Source organism: Streptomyces sp. NPDC054883, from assembly GCF_053610645.1.
Genome location: NZ_JBSGYT010000021.1, coordinates 16,508 through 35,971, shown reverse-complemented (window position 1 = coordinate 35,971; position 19,464 = coordinate 16,508). Strand labels below are relative to the sequence as shown.

Here is a 19,464-nt window from a genome sequence, read left to right as displayed (position 1 = left end):
CTCAGCCGGTGGTGAGGCGGGTGGGCTGGAGGCCGGTGAGGAGGAGGGTGAGGGCTTCGTCGAGGGACGCGCCGAGGTACCAGTCGCCGGTGTGGTCGATGGCGTAGACCCGGCCTTCGCGGTCGATGGCGAGGTGGGAGCCGGTGTCCGTGTCGATGCCGAGCGGGCTGAGCTCGCTGGAGAGGGCGCGGCCGAGGTCGGCGAAGGTGCGGGCGAGGTGGAGGCCGGTGAGCGGGTCGAGGCGGACGGGGGTGGGGGCTATCTGCCGGCCCGGTCCGGGGGCGGTGACGGTGAGGCCGCCGAATTCGGCCCAGGCTTCGACGGCGGCCGGGAAGACGGTGTGGCGGTGCCCGGCGGGGGTGGTGTGGTCGCGCAGGGCGTCGGCCCAGTATTCGGCCTGCTTGATGTCCCAGCGCCCGGGTTCCCAGCCGGCGGTGCGCAGGGCGGCGTCGATGGGGGTGGGGAAGCGGGTGGCTGAGGAGCGGTCGTAGGACGCGGAGGTGGTCATGGCGGCTACTCGGAGTGGGTGAGGTCGACGGGGCGTACGCCGAAGTGGGCGAGGAGGGCCTGGCAGGAGCGGCAGGGGGGTGCGTAGGTGCCGTGGAGGGGGTCGCCGTCTTCGCGGATGTGCCGGGCGGTGATCTTGGCGTGTTTCAGGGAGCGGCGGGCTTCGCTCGCGCTGAGGGGTTTGCGGGAGGCGCGTTTGCTGCGGGCGGCTTCGGTGGTGGTGATGTGGCGGGAGAGGAGTATCGCTTCCGGGCAGCGGCCGGTGAAGCGTTCGCGCTGGCTGCTGGTGAGGGTGTCGAGGTAGTCCTGGACCAGGGGGTGCAGTGCGGGGGGCTGGTCGGCTTTGCCGGCGGTGCCGGTGAGGGGGGTTTCGCCGCGTACGGAGAGGGCCGCGGCGATGGTGGGCAGGATGCCGTCGCGGCGGAAGCGGAGTACGGGGACGGGGTGCCCGTCGGTGGCGCTCCAGCGCAGGCGGGGGTCGCCGGTGGCGCCGGTGGGTGCCGGTTCGGCGTGGTCCGCGCGTGTTGCCGTGTGCTGCATGGTCGCTCTTCCCTCCCGTGGCGGCGGTGGTGGCCGCTGTCGCGCACGCCCCCGTGCTGAGGGGACAGCCTGTCAAATGTCCCGTGTGGTGTGGAAGCGGGGTCGAATTTTCGTATCAATTCGGATGTTGCGGGTTGTGCTGTCGGTGGGGGGCCGGTAGGCGGCTGTCGCTCTTGCGGGAGCACATAGGCTGTGGTGAACCAGCCAGATCCAGCAGGGGGCTACCGCCATGACGACAGGTCGGCTCGGGCAGCAGGCCCCGCCACCCAACGCCGCTTATTCGGGGCAGGTCGTGCACTTTCCGGACCCGGTCCGGGCTGCCCGGCATCCGCACGGTGTCCGGATGAGCGGTGAGGGGCATCCTGATTTCTCTCCGTACGCGCGGGCGGCGGTGGAGATCGCGGAGCCGCCGGAGGGTTTCGGTGTGGACGAGCTGCGTCTGACGGACTACGTGTCCGCGAACGCGGCGATGCGGGCGGTGGGCCACGAGTTGTGGGACACGGTCGGCGCGGTGGCGACTCCGCACGGCTGGACGTGGCACCACGTGGCGGGCTCGCGCCGGCTGGAGCTCGTACCGGTCGAGGTGAAGGCGTTGCTGCGGCACCATGCGGGGCTGGCGACGGCGCCGGTGGACCACGACAAGCGTGGTACGCGGCCCTTGCAGGAGGTGCGTCCGTTGCACTTGGAGCTGCCGAAATCGGTGGTTTCGGTGTCGGAGCGGCAGGTCCAGGGTGTCGAGGAGGACCTCGGGTACCGGCTGCCGGAGGCGTACCGGTCGTTCCTGAAGGCGGCCGGGGGTTGTGCGCCGGTGGGTACGGGGCTGGACGTGGAGCTGGGTCTGCTGGTGGACCAGCCGTTCTTCACGGTGCGTGAGGAGGCGGCGGTCAATGACCTGGTGTACGTCAACAAGTGTCTGCGGGACCATCTGACGAAGGACTACCTGTGCGTGGCCTTCGTGCAGGGCGGGTTGCTCGCGGTGAAGGTGAAGGGTGAGGGGATCGGCTCCGTGTGGTTCTCTCCGTACGACGACGCACGGGACCGGGACGGATGGTCCGTGCAGGAGCGCGTGGAGCGGCTGTTGCTGCCGTGCGGTGCTGATTTCGACGCCTTTCTGGAGCGGCTGGCGGGCAGTCCGCCGGAGTTGGAGACGGTGGCCGGTCTGATGGTGGACGGCGGATTCGCACGCTCGGTTCCCGTGGCGGGTGCCGCTGCGGTGGAGGGGTGACGGCGCGGTGGTGACGTTTGCGCAGGCGCAGGAGCGCGCCGAGGAGTGGATCAACGGGGATGTGCCCGCGTACCAGCACCGTGAGGTGCGGGTTCGGGAGTTCGGGCTCGGCTTCGTGGTGTGGTCGGAGGACCGTGCGGGGGTTGCGGTGTCCGGTGGTGGCCGCCAGCGGCTGGTCATCGCACGGGACAGCGGTGAGGTGACGTTGTGGCCGGGGTTGCCGGTGGGTGAGGTGATCCGCCGGTACGAGGAGGAGTACGGGGCGGGGCCGGCGCCGGTGGCGGAGGCTTCGGTGCCGTCGCCGCGGATCGACTCGGAGCAGACGTCGTTCATGCTGAGTCCGCCGGAGTGGTTGCAGGAGGCGGCGGACCGGGCGGGGATCACCCCGGCGGGGGCGGACTCCTCGGGGGTCGGTGGTTCCGGTGCGGCCGGGGATGCCGGTGCGTCCGGTGGTTCCGGTGTTCCGGCCGATTCGTCCGGTGCGGCTGCGGTTCCGGATGCTCCGGGCGCTCCTTCCGGCGCGGAGCCGCCCCGTCGCGGGGGCGAGGTGCCGTACGAGCCGACCGCCAATGACGGGGTCCCGGCGGGGACGACGCCCTGGGCGGGCACGGATGTGAACTCCGGTGCGGACGAGCCGTCCGTGCCGTTGCCGGCGACGGTGTTCGCGCCGCCGCTGTCGGGGTCGGACCTGGAGGACGGTGTCCCGGCGCCCGCGTCGGGGGTGGCTCCGGAGGCGAAGACGACGTTGATGGCCGGGGGCAGCCGGCTGCCGCGGACCGCCATAGCGCCGGCCTTGAGGGAGGGGGCCGCGGAGATCGCGGACGCGCCGACGAGCAAGGCGCGGGTGTCACGGCCGGGGGTTTCCGAGGCAGCGGCCGGTGCGCCGGCCGATGTGCCGTCCGCGCCTCCCGCGCTGCCGGGGGCTTCTGGTGCGCCGGGTGGTGGGCTTGATCACGCTGCGACGATGTTGGCCGGTCCTGCTGTGGTGGGGCCGCCGGCTCCGCCGGGGCCGCCGCCGGGTCCTGGTGTGCCTCCGGGTCCGCCCGGGGTTCCCGGTGCTTCTGGTGGGCCGGGTGGCGGTCTCGATCACGCTGCGACGATGCTGGCGGGCCCTGCTGTGGTGGGGCCGCCGGCTCCGCCCGCGCCGCCCGGTGTTCCCGCGGCTCCCGGGGTGCCCGGTGGCGGGGCGCACCACGCCGCCACGATGCTGGCGCATCCCGGCGTACCGCAGCCGCCCGGCCCGCCCGCCCCTCCCGGGCCCGTGCCCGGCGGGCCGCAGCCCGGCCCTGCTCCCGTGGCGCAGCCCGGGGTCCCCACGGTGGGTCCCGGCTACCAGGCCGTGCTGCGCTACCGCGCGCCCGACGGGTCCGAGCAGCAGCTGATCCGGCGTTCGGCGCCGGGCACGCCGCACCCGGAGTGGCAGATCCTGTACGAGCTGCGGGCGATGAACGTGCCGCCGCAGCAGGTGCTGGAGCTGCACACGGAGCTGGCGTCGTGCGAGCTGCCCGGCGGCTATTGCGCGCGGATGATCCGGGAGACCTGGCCACAGGTGCGGATCACGAGCGTGGCCCCGTACGGGACGGACCACGCCAGCCGTCAGCAGGGCATGCACCATCTGATCACCCACCAGAGCGAACTGCACCAGGTGGCGGACGGTCCGGCGCGTCCGGCGCCGGTGCGGGCGCCGCTGCCGCAGGTTCCGTTGCAGCCGGCGATCCCGCTGGAGGCGATCGCGCAGGAACTGGCGGGGGCGTTCGGGCCGCAGGGCGTGTTCCGGTTCGAGCAGCGGGCGGTGTCCCGTCAGGGCGTGCCGGAGATCGTGGCGCAGACGCTGATGTGGTCCGGTCTCCCGGTGGACTTCGGGCCGTTCTTCTGGGCGCAGGCGGTGCCGGGTCAGCCGTTGCCGACGCTGGCGGAGCTGGCGGCGCAGCGGCAGGTGCAGCCGGCGTCGGACGCGGGTTCGTACCTGGTGGTCGGCAGTGACTTCGGCAAGGCGCTGTGCGTGCAGTACGGGACGGCGCACATCGTGGCGGTTCCGGTCGAGGCCGGGCCGGGCGGGGCGCCGGTGCCGCCGCAGTTCGTGAATTCGAGCCTGCCGCAGTTCGTGCGGTCGCTGGCGATGCTGGGTCAGATGTGGCGGTTGCGCCAGCATTTGACGCCGGAGCAGGCGGGGCGCTGGACCGTCGATTTCCAGGCGAATCTGGCGGGGCTCGACAGTGCGGCGCTGGCTTCGCCGGAGAGCTGGTGGTCGGTGCTGCTGGAGCAGATGTGGGACGGGCTGCTCTGATCGCACCCGTCGGCCGCAGTGGCCGGGCCGGGACCCTCGTGCAGGGTTCCCGGCCCGGCCATTCCGGCTTCTGGGAGCAAATGGCGCATCCTTGACGGGAATCCCCGCGAGAGAGGCGCTTCCAGGATGAGTGCACCGATGTCACCTCAGGGACCTCAGGGTTTGTCGACCGCGCGCGGTCGTGGTTACCGGGCGGATCAGGTCGACCGGTGTCTCGCGCGGCTGTCGGGCAGCCGGGACGAGGCCTGGGAGCGGGTGGCACGGCTGACGGTCCTCGCGAAGCGGATGGAGGCCGAGGCGGACCGGCTGCGGGAGGCGGTGGCCGCGCTGGCGCCGCAGACGTACGACGAGCTGAGCGAGCGGGCGCGGCGGATCCTGGCGCTGGCGCAGGAGGAGGCGGAGGCCGTACGGGGGGACGCGCGCGCGGACGCGTCGGCGACGCTGGGTGCGGCGGACGCGTACGCGGACCGGGTGGCGGAGCTGGCGCGGCAGGACGCGCACGCGGTGGTCGAGCAGACCGAGGTGCGGGCGCGGCAGGGGCTGGAGCGGGCGCAGCGCGAGGCGGACGAGGCGCGGGGCGAGGCCCGGGACGACGCGGCGCGGTGGCGGGCGGAGGCGCACGCGGCGCTGGTGGAGACGCGCCGCCGGGCGGACGTGCTGGTGGCGGAGCGGGAGCAGGAGCAGCGGGAGCGCTGGGAGGCGGCGGAGCGGGAGATCGCCGTGCGGGAGGCGGAGACGCAGGCGCGGCTGGCGGAGCTGGAGCGGCTGGCGGAGGCGCGGCTGGCGGGGGCGCGGCGGGGCTTCGCGGAGGCGGAGGAGGCGGCGCGGCACGGGCAGGAGGACGCGGAGGCGCGGGGTGCGGAGCTGGTCGCGGCGGCGCGGGTGCGGGAGGAGCGGGTGGGGCGGGAGACGGAGCGGCTGCTGCGCGAGCACGGGCAGGCACAGGAGGAGATGCGGGCGCACATGAACCACGTGCGGTCGAGCCTGGCGGCGTTGACGGGGCGGGCTCCGGCGGAGGGCTGAGCGGGCCCCCCGCTCAGCCCGGCTTTCGGGGCCCCGCCCCGCCTCCGCGTCTCGAACGCCGGCTGGGCCGGGAGGGGTTACCGCTGGACGGCGTCCCTGACCGGTGCGGGTGCGGGCGCCGGGAGCGCGGTCGGCGTCGGGGTGGCCGGTGCCGGTGCCGGGGTGGTGACGAGGTACGGGTCGCTGCGCAGGCCGTGGGAGGTGACCACCACCGGGAACGGGGTGGGCGGGGGGCTGGGCAGCGGGGCGGTGAGGGTGCCCGTCAGGGGGTCGCAGGTGACGGGGACGACGGTGTCGGCCACCGTCACGCGGGCGTCGTCGAAGCCGCCGCCCTCGACGGTGAGGACGCCGTCGGCCAGGGTGACGTGCGTGATCACCGGATTGGCCCGGGTGGCCAGCTTGTTCACCAGGTACGCCCCCGCCGGGGCTCCGGTCAGGGCCCAGATCTCCCCGGGCAGCCGCGGCAGTCCGCCGCCGACGTCGGCGAGGAAGAAGAGGACGACGTAGAGCATCGTGACCGCGCTCAGCGCCACGTACTGGAGGTCGACCAGGTCCGTGCGGCCGCTGTCGTTCGCGATCAGTTCCCGCAGTGGCCGCCGGCCCGTCGTGGTCGGCTTGGGGGCCGGTTTGGCGAGGCTGCCGTTGCCCACGCGGATGCCGACGACCGTCTTCGCCCCGATCAGCGCCAGGTAGGGGCCGCCGAGCAGCGGCAGGTAGACCGTCGCCAGGTTGGACAGCGGGCCGTGTTCGCCCTGGAACCAGGTGATTCCGCCCCCGGCCGTCAGTCCGTAGCCGAGGCAGGTGAGCAGCAGCCAGACCAGGATGACGGTCCAGGCCAGGGCGAGGGTGGTGGAGGTGGAGAGGCGGCCGTCGCGGCCGGTGACGAAGCCGGGGTGGTGGTAGAGCCGCAGGGTGGCCGGGCCGGCCAGGGCGGCGAGTAAGGCCAGGGCGAGGAGTGCGGAAGTCATGGGTCCCCCGTGTGGTGTCGCAGGGCGGTGGATCGCCCCCCGAAGAGATACCCGCCGGCCCGGGGCATGACAACTCGCGGGGGCTACTCCTGGCCCGGCAGGACCGGGAATTTCCGGGGCGCCACCGTCAGCAGGATCAGCAGCGCGGCCACGGCGGCCGCCGCCGCGCCGAGGAAGATGTGGTGCACGGCGGCGTCCACGGCGCCCCGCAGGTGGTCGGCGGCGGCCCGGGGGAGCAGTTCGGGCCGGTCCAGTGCCTTCGATACGTCGTCCAGGTGGTCCGGCAGCCCGGGGACGGGGGCCCGCGTCAGCCGGGCGGCGATGGTGGCGTTGGCGACGGCTCCCATCAGGGCCGCTCCCACGCTCTGGCCGACCTGCCGGGAGAACAGGACGGAGGCCGTCGTCGTGCCCCGTTCCGCCCAGACCACGGTGGACTGGACCCCGGCGATCAGCGGGAGCTGGAAGAGCCCCAGGGCGGCGCCGAGCAGCAGCATGACCACCGCGGCCTGCCAGGGCCGGGCCGGGTAGGGGAGCAGGGTGAAGGAGAACAGGACCAGCGCGGCCAGTCCGACCCCGGTGGCGGCGGTGTCGCGGAAGCCGATGCGCCGGTAGACGTGCTGGGCGAAGGCGGCGGTGATGGGCCAGGTCAGGGTCATGGCGGAGGCGACCAGGCCGGCGTTGACGGCGCCGAGGCCGAGCACGGCCTGGGCGTAGGTCGGCATGAAGACCTGCGGGGCCGCCATGAGCAGGCCGAGGGCTGCCATGGCGAGGTTGACGGCGGCGATCGTGCGCCGGCGCCACACCCAGCCGGGCAGGATCGGCTCCTCGGCCCGGCGTTCCACCCGGACGACCAGGGCGGCCAGCAGGGCGCCGGCGGTCAGGAGGCCGAGGGAGGGCGCGGAGAGCCAGGGCCAGGCGACACCGCCTTGGACGAGGGCGAACAGCACCACCCCGCCGCAGGCGAACACCCCGAGCGCGCCCGCCCAGTCGATGCGGCCGCGCCGCGCCGGGGACCGTGCGGGTTCGGTGAGGTGGCGGACGATGACGGCCAGCGCGGCGAGCGCGAGCGGCAGGTTGAGCAGGAAGATCCAGCGCCAGTCCGCGTAGGTGGCGATGACGCCGCCCACCGCGGGGCCGCCGACGGCCGAGGTCGCCCAGACGACGGTCATCCGGGACTGGATGCGGGGGCGGTCCTTGAGCGGGTACAGGTCGGCGGCCAGGGTCTGGACCGTGCCCTGGAGGGCGCCGCCGCCCAGGCCCTGGAGGATGCGGAAGGCGATGAGGGCGGCCATGTTCCAGGCGGCCGCGCACAGCAGCGAGCCGATGAGGAACAGGCCGATGCCGATGAGCAGGACGGGCTTGCGGCCGTAGGTGTCGGAGAGCTTCCCGTAGACGGGCAGGGTGACGGTGCCGGCGAGGACGTAACCGGCGAAGATCCAGGAGAAGACGGAGAAGCCGCCGAGGTCGCCGACGATCTGGGGGACGGCGGTGGAGACGATGGCACCGTCGAGGGCGACGAGGCCCATGGTCAGCATCAGGGCGGCGACGACGGCGGTCTTCGGCCGTCCGGCCGGGACCGGGTCCGCCTCCGTTGCTGCCGCCTCCGCCTTCCCGGTATTGGCCGAAACGTTTCGCCCGGTGCGGTTGCGCGCGCCCTCCCCGGGGCGGCTCCCCGTGCTCTCCCCCATGGCCACCGAAGTCCCCTCCACTGTGCACGCGTGTGCGGGGAACACCCTCTCACCGGGCCGCGGCCGACGGTATCCCCGAGGCCCGCCCTCCCGAAAGGCGGAGACCCCTAAGGGTTCCCTCCACACAAAGAGCGAGGGGCCTTTCGTCCCGGCGGAGGAGGTGGCGGGGGCCGGGGGGTCCTTAACTGGTTCATATGAGCGGGGCCCGGTCGGGGGTGGGGGTAACCCCCGTACGGACCCGGCGATGGGCACCAGTGCGCCGCACGGGCCCGCTCAGCAGAATTCGAACGGCGAGCAGCGCCGGCCACCGACGAGGGGAAACACCGTGACAACGGCAATGACCGAAACCAGGCAGGGGGGCACTGGGGGGCATTCCGCCGTCGCGGCCCGGGCGCGCGAGGTCGTCAAGGCGTACGGCTCGGGCGAGACCCGGGTCGTCGCGCTCGACCGGGTCGACGTGGACATCCACCGCGGCCGGTTCACCGCGATCATGGGTCCCTCCGGCTCCGGCAAGTCCACCCTGATGCACTGCCTGGCCGGTCTGGACACCGTGACCAGCGGCCGCATCCAGCTGGACGACACCGAGATCACCGGCCTCAAGGACAAGAAGCTCACCCAGCTGCGCCGCGACAAGATCGGCTTCATCTTCCAGGCGTTCAACCTGCTGCCGACGCTGAACGCCCTGGAGAACATCACGCTCCCCATGGACATCGCCGGCCGCAAGCCCGACCCCCAGTGGCTGGCCCGGGTGGTGGAGACGGTGGGCCTGGCGGGCCGGCTCAAGCACCGCCCGACCGAGCTCTCCGGCGGCCAGCAGCAGCGCGTGGCGGTCGCCCGCGCCCTCGCCTCCCGGCCGCAGATCATCTTCGGCGACGAGCCGACCGGCAACCTCGACTCCCGGGCCGGTGCCGAAGTCCTCGGCTTCCTGCGCCAGTCCGTGGACGAGCTCGGCCAGACCATCGTGATGGTCACCCACGACCCGGTCGCCGCCTCCTACGCGGACCGCGTCATCTTCCTCGCCGACGGCCGGATCGTGGACGAGATGGCGAACCCGAGCGCCGACCAGGTCCTCGACCGGATGAAGGACTTCGACGCGCGCGGGCGGACCTCGTGACCGTCATGAAGACCGCGCGGCGCAACTTCGTCGCGCACAAGGGGCGCATGGCCCTCTCCGCCGTCGCCGTACTGCTCTCCGTCGCCTTCGTCTGCGGCACGCTGGTGTTCACGGACACCATGAACACCACCTTCGACAAGCTGTTCGCGGTCACCAGCTCCGACGTCACGGTGAGTCCGAAGGAGCCCGACGCGGCCCGGGCGCCCGGCGACAGCGGCAAGCCCGAGGTGCTGGCGGGCCAGGTCGTCGAGCGGGTCTCGAAGATCGAAGGCGTCAAGGCCGCCGAGGGCGGGGTGATCTCGGCGTCCGTCACCGTCGTCAACGCCCGCAACGAGAACCTCGGTTCGGACAGCGGCGCCCCGACCCTCGCGGGCAGCTGGACCGAGAACGAGCTCAAGTCCATGAAGATCACCTCGGGTCACGCCCCGCGCGGCCCGGCCGAGGTGATGATCGACGCCGACACCGCGAAGAAGCACCACCTCGCGCTCGGGGACGACATCCGCACGATCGCCGTCACCGGCGACAACCGCGCCAGGATCGTCGGTATCGCGTCCTTCACCGTGACCAACCCGGGCGCCACCGTCGTCTACCTCGACACCGCCACCGCCCAGCAGCTGCTGCTCGGCGCCCCGGGCAGCTTCACGCACGTCAACGTCACCGCCAAGGACGGGGTCGGCGACGAGCAGCTCAAGCAGAACATCGCCAAGGCCGTCGGCGCGGACACGTACAAGCTGCAGACCGCCAAGGAAGCCGCGGACGCCAACCGCAAGAGCGTCGGCTCCTTCCTCAACGTCATGAAGTACGCGATGCTCGGCTTCGCGCTGATCGCCTTCCTCGTCGGCATCTTCCTGATCTTCAACACCTTCTCGATGCTGGTCGCCCAGCGCACCCGTGAGATCGGCCTGATGCGCGCCATCGGCGCCGACCGCAAGCAGATCAACCGCTCCGTCCTCGTCGAGGCGTTCCTGCTCGGCGTCGTCGGCTCGCTGCTCGGCGTCGGCGCCGGGGTGGGGCTGGCCGTCGGCCTGATGAAGCTCATGGGCCAGATGGGCATGGACCTGTCCACCGACGACCTGACCGTCGCCTGGACCACCCCCGCCGTCGGCCTGTTCCTCGGCATCCTCGTCACCGTCGTCTCCGCCTACGTTCCCGGCCGCCGCGCCGGGAAGGTCTCGCCGATGGCCGCGCTGCGCGAGGCCGGTACCCCCGGCGACAAGCGGGCGGGCCGGATCCGGGCCGCGTTCGGGCTGGTGCTGACCGGGCTCGGCGGCGCCGCGCTCTACCTGGCCGGGGTGGCCGACAAGGCCGCGCAGGGCTCGCTGTGGCTGGGGCTCGGCGTCGTGCTGACCCTCATCGGGTTCATCGTGGTCGGCCCCTTCCTCGCCGGGATCGTCGTGCGGGTGCTGGCCGCGCCGGTGCTGCGGCCCTTCGGCTCCGTCGGGCGGCTCGCGGAGCGCAACGCGCTGCGCAACCCGCGCCGTACGGGCGCCACCGCCGCCGCCCTGATGATCGGTCTGGCGCTGGTCGCCTGCCTGTCGGTGGTCGGCTCCTCGATGGTGGCCTCCGCGACCGCCGAGCTCGACAAGTCGGTCGGCGCGGACTACATCGTCAACGCCCCGTCCGGCCAGCCGGTCGTGCCGCAGGCCGAGCAGGCGCTGCGGGCCGCCGCGAAGCTTGACCACGTCACCGCGTACCGCGAGATCCCGGTGAAGATCACCGCTCCCGACGGGTCCACCACCGACGACGGCCTGGGCGCGCAGGACCCCACGTACGCCAAGGACATCCGGCGCACGATGACGGCCGGCGAGCACGCGGCCGCGTACGGGCCGAACGCGATGTCGGTCGGCTCGCAGTACGCGACCGAGCACCACCTCAAGCTCGGCGACGAGCTGACGGTCGCCTTCAACGGCGGCAAGACGGCCAAGCTGAGGATCGCGGCGATCACCAGCGACGAGGGCAACCTCGACAAGGGCATGAAGTACACCAGCACCGCCGTCGCCGAGGCGAACCTGCCGGCCGACAAGCTGCCGCGCCCCTTCATGCTGCTGGCCACCGCCAAGTCCGGCCAGGCCGACGCCGCGTACGACGGGGTCAAGGCGGCGCTGGCGCAGTACCCGCAGTACAAGGTGCTCAACCAGGCCGACTACAAGCAGCTCCTGCGCGACCAGATCGGCCAGCTGCTGAACATCGTCTACGGGCTGCTCGCCCTCGCGATCATCGTCGCGGTGCTGGGTGTCGTGAACACCCTGGCGCTCTCCGTGGTCGAGCGGACCCGGGAGATCGGCCTGATGCGCGCCATCGGCCTCTCCCGGCGCCAGCTGCGCCGCATGATCCGCCTGGAGTCGGTGGTCATCGCCCTGTTCGGTGCGCTGCTCGGCCTCGGGCTCGGGATGGGCTGGGGCGCGACGGCGCAGCGGCTGCTGGCCCTGGAGGGCCTGAAGGTGCTGGAGATCCCGTGGCCGACGATCCTCGGGGTGTTCGCCGGCTCGGCCCTGGTGGGCCTGTTCGCCGCACTGGTCCCGGCATTCCGGGCGGGGCGGATGAACGTACTGAACGCGATCGCCACCGACTGACGGTCGGGAGGCGGTCGTCAACGGGGGTACACCGGCCCCGGTCCTGCCCGCGGGGGCGGGGCCGGGGCCGGTGTCGTGCCCGGGTTCACAGCCGCTGCAGGACGATGATCCCGCCGGCCTCGCCGAGCACCCCGAACCGGGCGCCGGGATGCAGGCGGCGGGCGTAGCCGACCGGGTCGTCGCCGGCCCAGCCGGAGGAGACGTCGAAGGCGACGAAGGCCGGCAGCACCCCCGGGGCGGAGCCGATCCAGTACACCCGGCAGCGCGAGGTCAGCCGGGACAGCGGCGGGGTGTCGGCCTCCACGCCCGCCCCGTCGGGGATCCGGGCCAGGAGCCGGTCGGCCTCGGTGACGCGGGCGGGCGTGGAGTACGTGGCCGCGTGCCCCAGCCGTTCCAGCGGGAGGGTGGTGGCGCTGAGGGCGAGGGCGGCCGCGAGGAGGGCGCCGGGCAGCTGGTGGGCGTAGGCGCGCAGCCACGGCCGGGTGGCGGCACCGGCGCCGGCGAGCGCGTCGACCAGGGCGAGGGCGGTGATCGGCATGAGGACGGCGCTGTAGTGCCAGTCGGTGGACCAGTAGTGGGCGTCGCCGGACAGGAACCGCCAGCCGAGGGTGGGCAGGGCCACCAGCAGCAGCGGGGAGCGCAGGGCCAGCAGCCCGGAGGTGGGGACCAGCACCCAGGCGAGCGTGTCGAGTTTGGTGGGGAGCCCGGCCAGCGGCGAGGCGTGCCCGGCCTTCTCCCAGTAGGCGTAACCGCTGCCGAAGGCCGGTATCACGACGGTGAACACGAGGGCGGCCGCGAGCACGGCGAGGACCGCGGTAGCGGCGGCGGCCAGCGCGGCCCGCCGGTCGGTGTGCCGGGCCCGCCGGGCGACGAGCAGGGCCAGGACGGCGAGGGTGAGTCCGAGGTCCTCCTTGACCAGCAGCAGGGGCAGCCCCCACAGCAGCGCGGCCCGCGGGCGCCGGGCGAGCAGCGCCTCCAGGGCGAAGGCGAGCAGCGGCACGGCGAAGCAGACCTCGTGGAACTCGAAGTCGACGGCCCGCTGGATGCCCCAGCCCAGCCCGTACGCGGCGCCCAGCGCCAGGCCGCGGGCCCGGCCGAGCAGCCGGGTCGCGGCGCGGGTGACGGGGACCGAGGAGACGGCGAACAGGGCGGCCTGCGCGAGGAGCAGCGTGGCGGGGCCGGGGAACAGCCGGTAGAGGGGCGCGAGCACGGCGATGACGGGGCTGAAGTGGTCGCCGAGGATATTGGCGCCGGGGCCCTTGAGGTCGGCGACGGGCGCCCGGAAGTGCGCGTAGGCCCTGACCGCCTCCTCGAATATGCCCAGGTCCCACGAGGTGGCCTCCATCCGCCGGTGGCGGGAGAGGGAGAGCACGGCGTACGCGGCGAACAGCAGGGCGGCGAGTGCGTACGGCTCGGCGCGGCGGGAGCACCGGCCCGCCGCGCCCCGGAGGACGGCGGCGGGCCCGGCTATGGCGTCTGTCGTCACGCGGTGGTGCTCCCTCTGCCGGTCGGGGTGAACCCTTGCCCGGCAGGGCGACGCGGCACGCTCGGTCGGTACGTCCGGACATCGTAGAGCGGCAGGGGGAGCGGAACGGCGGGATGCACCGCGGGGTGGAGCGTCGGTAATCCCTCGCGCGGGTGTCGGCGGCGCGTCGTACGCTGGGAGCCCCCGGCCCGTTCACGTGTCGGGTCCTTCGCGTTGCCCCTTCACCGGACGGAAAGCCGCTTTCATGAGCCTGCACGGACTGCTCGACGCCGTCACCCGGGATCCCGCCCTCGCCGAGGCGGTCGCGGCGGCCGGGGACGGCAACCGGATGCACGTCGACCTGGTGGGCCCGCCCGCCGCGCGGCCCTTCACGATCGCCGCGCTGGCCCGGCGCACCGGGCGGACGGTGCTCGCGGTGACCGCCACCGGGCGCGAGGCGGAGGACCTGGCGGCGGCGCTGCGGTCCTTCCTGCCCGCCGACGAGGTGGCGGATTACCCCTCCTGGGAGACGCTGCCGCACGAGCGGCTCTCGCCGCGCAGCGACACCGTGGGCCGGCGGCTCGCGGTGCTGCGCCGACTGGCGCACCCCAGCAAGGACGACCCGGCGGCGGGCCCCGTCAGTGTCGTGGTCGCGCCGATCCGCTCGGTGCTACAGCCGCAGGTCAAGGGGCTGGCCGAGCTGGTTCCGGTGAGTCTGCGGCAGGGCGAGAGCGTCGATCTGGGGCAGGTCACCGAGGCGCTGGCCGCCGCCGCGTACGCGCGGGTCGAGCTGGTGGAGAAGCGCGGCGAGTTCGCGGTGCGCGGCGGCATCCTGGACGTGTTCCCGCCCACCGAGGAACACCCGCTGCGCGTGGAGTTCTGGGGCGACGAGGTCGAGGAGATCCGTTACTTCAAGGTCGCCGACCAGCGCTCGCTGGAGATCGCCGAGCACGGGCTGTGGGCGCCGCCGTGCCGGGAGCTGCTGCTGACCGACGACGTGCGGGAACGGGCGGCGGCGCTGGCCGAGGCCCACCCGGAGCTCGGCGAACTGCTCCACAAGATCGCGGAGGGGATCGCCGTCGAGGGCATGGAGTCCCTCGCGCCCGTCCTCGTCGACGACATGGAACTGCTGATCGACGTCCTGCCGGCCGGGTCCATGGCGGTCGTCTGCGACCCGGAGCGGGTGCGGACGCGGGCCGCCGACCTGGTGGCGACCTCGCAGGAGTTCCTGATGGCGTCCTGGGCGGCCACCGCCGGCGGCGGGGACGCGCCCATCGACGTCGGCGCGGCCTCGCTGCGCGGCATCGCGGACGTCCGCGACCGGGCCCGTGAGCTGGGCATGATGTGGTGGTCGGTGTCCCCGTTCGCCGCCGGCGACACCGATCTGAGCGCCGACACCCTCAAGCTGGGCATGCACGCCCCCGAGGCCTACCGCGGCGACACCGCCCGCGCGCTCGCCGACACCAAGGCGTGGATCGCCGACGGCTGGCACACCGTCTACCTGACCGAGGGCCACGGCCCGGCCGCCCGTACCGTCGAGGTGCTCGGCGGCGAGGGCATCGCGGCCCGCCTGGAGGCGGACCTGCGCGCCCTGGAGCCGTCGATCGTGCACGTGGCGTGCGCCTCGCTCGACCAGGGCTTCGTGGACCCGGACCGCAAGATCGCCGTCCTGACCGAGACCGACCTGACGGGCCAGCGCACCGCCAGCAAGGACCTGGGCCGGATGCCGACCCGGCGGCGCAAGTCCATCGACCCCCTCACGCTGGAGACCGGCGACTACATCGTCCACGAGCAGCACGGCGTGGGCCGCTACATCGAGATGGTGCAGCGCACCGTCCAGGGCGCCACCCGCGAGTACCTCCTGGTGGAGTACGCGCCGGCCAAGCGCGGCCAGCCCGGCGACCGGCTGTACATCCCCACCGACCAGCTGGAGCAGGTCACGAAGTACGTCGGCGGCGAGGCCCCGACCCTGCACCGGCTCGGCGGCGCCGACTGGACGAAGACCAAGGCGCGCGCGAAGAAGGCCGTCAAGGAGATCGCCGCCGACCTGATCAAGCTCTACAGCGCGCGGATGGCGGCACCCGGCCACACCTTCGGCCCGGACACGCCCTGGCAGCGGGAGCTGGAGGACGCCTTCCCGTACGCGGAGACGCCCGACCAGCTCACCACCATCGCCGAGGTCAAGGAGGACATGGAGAAGTCCGTCCCGATGGACCGCCTGGTCTGCGGCGACGTCGGCTACGGCAAGACCGAGATCGCGGTCCGCGCGGCCTTCAAGGCGGTCCAGGACGGCAAGCAGGTCGCCGTCCTCGTCCCCACCACCCTGCTCGTGCAGCAGCACTTCGGGACCTTCTCCGAGCGCTACAGCCAGTTCCCCGTCAACGTGAAGGCGCTGTCGCGGTTCCAGAGCGACACCCAGGCCAAAGCCACCCTGGAGGGGCTGCGCGAGGGCTCGGTGGACGTGGTCATCGGCACGCACCGGCTGTTCTCGCAGGAGACGAAGTTCAAGGACCTGGGCCTGGTCATCGTCGACGAGGAGCAGCGCTTCGGCGTCGAGCACAAGGAGCAGCTGAAGAAGCTGCGGGCCAACGTCGACGTGCTGACCATGTCGGCGACGCCGATCCCGCGCACCCTGGAGATGGCGGTGACCGGCATCCGCGAGATGTCGACCATCACCACCCCGCCGGAGGAGCGGCACCCGGTGCTGACCTTCGTGGGCCCTTACGAGGAGAAGCAGATCGGCGCGGCCATCCGGCGCGAGCTGCTGCGCGAGGGCCAGTGCTTCTACATCCACAACCGGGTCGAGTCCATCGACCGGGCCGCCGCGAAGCTGCGCGAGATCGTGCCCGAGGCGCGGATCGCGACGGCGCACGGGCAGATGTCCGAACAGGCCCTGGAGCAGGTCGTGGTGGACTTCTGGGAGAAGAAGTTCGACGTGCTCGTCTCGACCACGATCGTCGAGTCGGGCATCGACATCTCCAACGCCAACACCCTCATCGTGGAGCGCGGCGACAACTTCGGCCTCTCCCAGCTGCACCAGCTGCGCGGCCGGGTCGGCCGCAGCCGCGAGCGCGGGTACGCGTACTTCCTCTACCCGCCGGAGAAGCCGCTGACCGAGACCGCGCACGAGCGGCTCGCGACGATCGCCCAGCACACCGAGATGGGCGCCGGCATGTACGTGGCGATGAAGGACCTGGAGATCCGCGGCGCGGGCAACCTGCTGGGCGGCGAGCAGTCCGGCCACATCGCCGGCGTCGGCTTCGACCTGTACATCCGCATGGTCGGCGAGGCGGTGGCCGACTACCGGGCCGCCGTGCAGGGCGGGGTGGAGGAGGAGCCGCCGCTGGAGGTCAAGATCGAGCTGCCGGTCGACGCGCACGTCCCGCACGACTACGCGCCCGGCGAGCGGCTGCGCCTCCAGGCGTACCGGTCCATCGCGTCGGCGAACTCCGAGGCCGACGTCAAGGCCGTACGGGAGGAGCTGACCGACCGCTACGGCAAGCTGCCCGAGCCGGTGGAGAACCTGCTGCTGGTGGCGGGGCTGCGGATGCTGGCCCGCGCCTGCGGGGTCGGCGACATCACCCTCCAGGGATCCAACGTCCGGTTCGGCCCGGTGGAGTTGCGCGAATCGCAGGAGCTGCGGCTGAAGCGGCTCTACCCGGGGGCGGTGCTCAAGCCGGCCGCCTCACAGGTGCTGATCCCGCGGCCGAAGACCGCGAGGGTCGGCGGGAAGCCGCTGGTCGGGCGGGAACTGCTGGCGTGGACGGGCGAATTCCTCACCACCGTCCTCGGCTCGTAACACCGCACGCGAGGCGGCCCGGAACCCCCTGTTCCGGCCGCCTCGCCGGGGATCGTGCGGCGACCGTACAACGGTTGGGCACATCCCGTCACCATGGCCGGAATCGCTGTATACGCTCATACCCGCAACCCTTCCGCTCGGCCCGTCAGGAGCACCGATGCACGCCCCCGGCATCCCGCCGCAGCATCATCACCAGTCCCGTAACGAGGGAGTGGTGGCGCTGCGCGTGCTGTTCGCGCTGCTGCCGGTCCTGAGCTGCGGATTCCTGGCCTGGGGCACCATGCTGCGGCTCGCGATCGTGACCCGCGCCGCCCGGGACTGGACGCTGCTCGCGCTCAGTTGCGTGCTGTCCGTCGGCTGGATCGCGCTGATCGGCGCGGACCCGACCCCGGACACCAGCGGCTGGCAGGGCAACACCGGCGCCGGCGGTACGCTCCTCACCGGCTTCGCCACCTGTGTGTACTTCCTCGTCGCCGACATCCGCCACCACGAGAAGCAGGCGGCCGCCCCCGCCGCCCACTGGTACCCGGCGCAGCACCCGCCCTACCCGAACCCGCAGCAGACCACGCCCGCCTACGGCTACCCGCCCGCGCGGACGACGCCGGTCGCGCCCCCGCCGCCGCAGGTCCCGCCGCAGCCGACCCCGCCGCCGCGCATCGGGCAGGTCCGCGCCGAGCTCGACGAGCTCAGCGAACTGCTGCGCAAGCAGACCCCGCCGCCCGGCGGCCCCCACCAGGACCCGAACCAGACCGCCGTGCAGGGCCCGGAGCAGTGACCGACCGGCTGATCGGCGAGCGCTACCAGCTCGCCTCCATCCTCGGCCAGGGCGGCATGGGCCAGGTGTGGACCGCCTACGACCGGCGCCTGGACCGCCGCGTCGCCGTCAAGCTGCTGCGCCCCGACAAGGTCGCCGGTCCCGGCACCGTCGCCGAGGAGCTGCGCCGCCGCTTCGTGCGCGAATGCCGGGTGACGGCGCAGGTCGACCACCCGGGGCTGGTCACGGTGCACGACGCGGGCAACGACGGCGACGAACTCTTCCTGGTGATGGGGCACGTCGAGGGCTCCAACCTGGCCGACCACCTCGTGGAGCACAGCCCGTACCCGTGGCCGTGGGCCGTCGCCGTGGCCGCGCAGCTGTGCTCCGTGCTGTCGGCGGTGCACGCGGTGCCGATCGTGCACCGCGACCTGAAGCCGCGCAACGTGATGGTCCGTCCGGACGGCACCGTGCTGGTGCTGGACCTCGGCGTCGCCTCAGTGATGGACACCGACACCACCCGTCTCACCAGCACCGGCACCCCCATAGGCAGCCCCGCCTACATGGCCCCCGAGCAGGCCATGGGCGGCGCCGTGGGCCCGTACACCGACCTCTACGCGCTCGGTGTGCTGCTGTACGAACTCCTCAGCGGCAACGTCCCCTTCGCCGGGTCGACCGCGCTGGGCGTCCTGCACCGGCACCTGTACGAGCCCCCGGCGCCGGTGCGCCGGGTACGGCCCGAGATCCCGCACGCGCTGGAGGCCGTACTCCTGCACCTGCTGGCCAAGGACCCGCAGGACCGGCCCGGCTCGGCGCAGGCGGTCTACGAGGCCCTCGCGCCGCTGCTGCCCCGCCAGGGCGGCGCCCCCTCCGGGCCGCTCGACCCGACCCGGCCCTTCCTGCGCCCCCAGGCCCCCTGGCCCGACCGCGCCACCGCCGCGCAGGTCCCGCCGCAGCCCCCGGCGGCGCCCCGGCCGGACATCCCGGGAGCGGTGGACGAGGCGCGCAAGCTGCTGGACCAGGGGCAGCTCACCCAGGCCGGGGACATCCTCGGCGGCATCCTGCCGGCGGCGGCCGCCGAGCACGGGGAGCACTCGCCGGTGGTCCGCTCCCTGCGCAAGCAGTACGCGGCGACGCTGATGGACGACGGCCAGTACCGCCGGGCGCTGCCCGAACTGCGCTGGCTCGCCGACGAGTTCCCCGCCGGGGACGCCCAGGCGCTGCGCTTCCGCTACGACGCCGCGCAGTGCCTGGAACAGCTCGGGGAGCCGGCGGCGGCCCTCGCCGAATACCGCTCCCTGCTCCCGCTGTTCGAGAACCACTACGCCAACCCGGACCCGGGCCTGCCGCTGGAGGTCCGGCGCCGGATAGCGCACCTGCTGCTGTCCATGGGCGACCGGGCTGCGGCCCACGACACCCTGGTCCGGCTGCTGTTCGACGCGGACCGGCTGCACGGACCGGCGCACCCGCTCCCCTCGGAGATCCGCCGCACCCTGCAGTGGCTCGGCCAGGTCCGCTGAC

General features: G+C 73.3%; 13 protein-coding genes. 8 read left to right on the top strand and 5 right to left on the bottom strand.

What is annotated here, in order from left to right:
- Position 1 precedes the first annotated feature (1 nt).
- Together ACWGH1_RS17515 and ACWGH1_RS17510 are read right to left on the bottom strand one after the other, a co-directional pair.
- Positions 2-508: an SUKH-3 domain-containing protein gene (locus ACWGH1_RS17515; RefSeq protein ID WP_453352388.1), complete on the bottom strand. Its 507-nt coding sequence runs from the start codon at positions 506-508 to the stop codon at positions 2-4.
- 5 nt (positions 509-513) lie between these two features.
- Positions 514-1,047 carry a YwqJ-related putative deaminase gene (locus ACWGH1_RS17510; protein ID WP_453352387.1) on the bottom strand — a complete coding sequence of 178 codons (534 nt, stop codon included), beginning with the start codon at positions 1,045-1,047 and terminating at the stop codon, positions 514-516.
- A 229-nt stretch (positions 1,048-1,276) separates the two neighbouring features.
- Between ACWGH1_RS17510 and ACWGH1_RS17505 the strand changes: the two genes are divergently transcribed.
- The 3 genes from ACWGH1_RS17505 (at position 1,277) to ACWGH1_RS17495 (ending at position 5,582) form a co-directional block, all read left to right on the top strand.
- The gene (locus ACWGH1_RS17505) at positions 1,277-2,272 is read left to right on the top strand and encodes an SMI1/KNR4 family protein (RefSeq protein WP_453352386.1); all 996 of its coding nucleotides are present in this window, start codon (positions 1,277-1,279) and stop codon (positions 2,270-2,272) included.
- Positions 2,273-2,279: 7 nt separating this feature from the next.
- Positions 2,280-4,559 carry an SUKH-4 family immunity protein gene (locus ACWGH1_RS17500; RefSeq protein ID WP_453408798.1) on the top strand — a complete coding sequence of 760 codons (2,280 nt, stop codon included), beginning with the start codon at positions 2,280-2,282 and terminating at the stop codon, positions 4,557-4,559.
- Positions 4,560-4,721: 162 nt separating this feature from the next.
- Positions 4,722-5,582, top strand: a complete 861-nt coding sequence (locus ACWGH1_RS17495; protein ID WP_453357875.1) for a cellulose-binding protein — start codon at positions 4,722-4,724, stop codon at positions 5,580-5,582.
- A gap of 77 nt (positions 5,583-5,659) precedes the next feature.
- Here the strand turns inward: ACWGH1_RS17495 and ACWGH1_RS17490 are convergent, their stop codons facing one another.
- Both ACWGH1_RS17490 and ACWGH1_RS17485 read right to left on the bottom strand, forming a co-directional pair.
- On the bottom strand, positions 5,660-6,550 hold the full coding sequence (locus ACWGH1_RS17490; protein ID WP_453354735.1) for a hypothetical protein: 891 nt from the start codon (positions 6,548-6,550) through the stop codon (positions 5,660-5,662).
- Between the two features lie 83 nt (positions 6,551-6,633).
- On the bottom strand, positions 6,634-8,238 hold the full coding sequence (locus ACWGH1_RS17485; protein WP_453354734.1) for an MFS transporter: 1,605 nt from the start codon (positions 8,236-8,238) through the stop codon (positions 6,634-6,636).
- A gap of 337 nt (positions 8,239-8,575) precedes the next feature.
- On the opposite strand from ACWGH1_RS17485, the gene ACWGH1_RS17480 reads away from it, so the two are divergent.
- Entirely contained in the window at positions 8,576-9,352 is a 777-nt protein-coding gene (locus tag ACWGH1_RS17480) for an ABC transporter ATP-binding protein (protein ID WP_453354733.1), read from the top strand.
- Entirely contained in the window at positions 9,349-11,925 is a 2,577-nt protein-coding gene (locus tag ACWGH1_RS17475) for an ABC transporter permease (RefSeq protein ID WP_453354732.1), read from the top strand. Before ACWGH1_RS17480 ends, ACWGH1_RS17475 begins: the two co-directional genes overlap by 4 nt.
- An 85-nt stretch (positions 11,926-12,010) precedes the next feature.
- Here the strand turns inward: ACWGH1_RS17475 and ACWGH1_RS17470 are convergent, their stop codons facing one another.
- The gene (locus ACWGH1_RS17470) at positions 12,011-13,411 is read right to left on the bottom strand and encodes a DUF2079 domain-containing protein (protein WP_453408797.1); all 1,401 of its coding nucleotides are present in this window, start codon (positions 13,409-13,411) and stop codon (positions 12,011-12,013) included.
- 244 nt (positions 13,412-13,655) lie between these two features.
- On the opposite strand from ACWGH1_RS17470, the gene mfd reads away from it, so the two are divergent.
- From mfd to ACWGH1_RS17455, 3 genes are all read left to right on the top strand, one after another.
- Positions 13,656-17,189: a transcription-repair coupling factor gene (gene mfd, locus ACWGH1_RS17465; protein WP_453356667.1), complete on the top strand. Its 3,534-nt coding sequence runs from the start codon at positions 13,656-13,658 to the stop codon at positions 17,187-17,189.
- 157 nt (positions 17,190-17,346) lie between these two features.
- Positions 17,347-17,964: a hypothetical protein gene (locus ACWGH1_RS17460; RefSeq protein WP_453353616.1), complete on the top strand. Its 618-nt coding sequence runs from the start codon at positions 17,347-17,349 to the stop codon at positions 17,962-17,964.
- Positions 17,961-19,463, top strand: coding sequence for a protein kinase domain-containing protein (locus ACWGH1_RS17455; protein ID WP_453353615.1), 1,503 nt, complete (start codon positions 17,961-17,963; stop codon positions 19,461-19,463). The genes ACWGH1_RS17460 and ACWGH1_RS17455 overlap by 4 nt, the downstream gene beginning before the upstream one ends.
- Position 19,464: the final 1 nt, after the last annotated feature.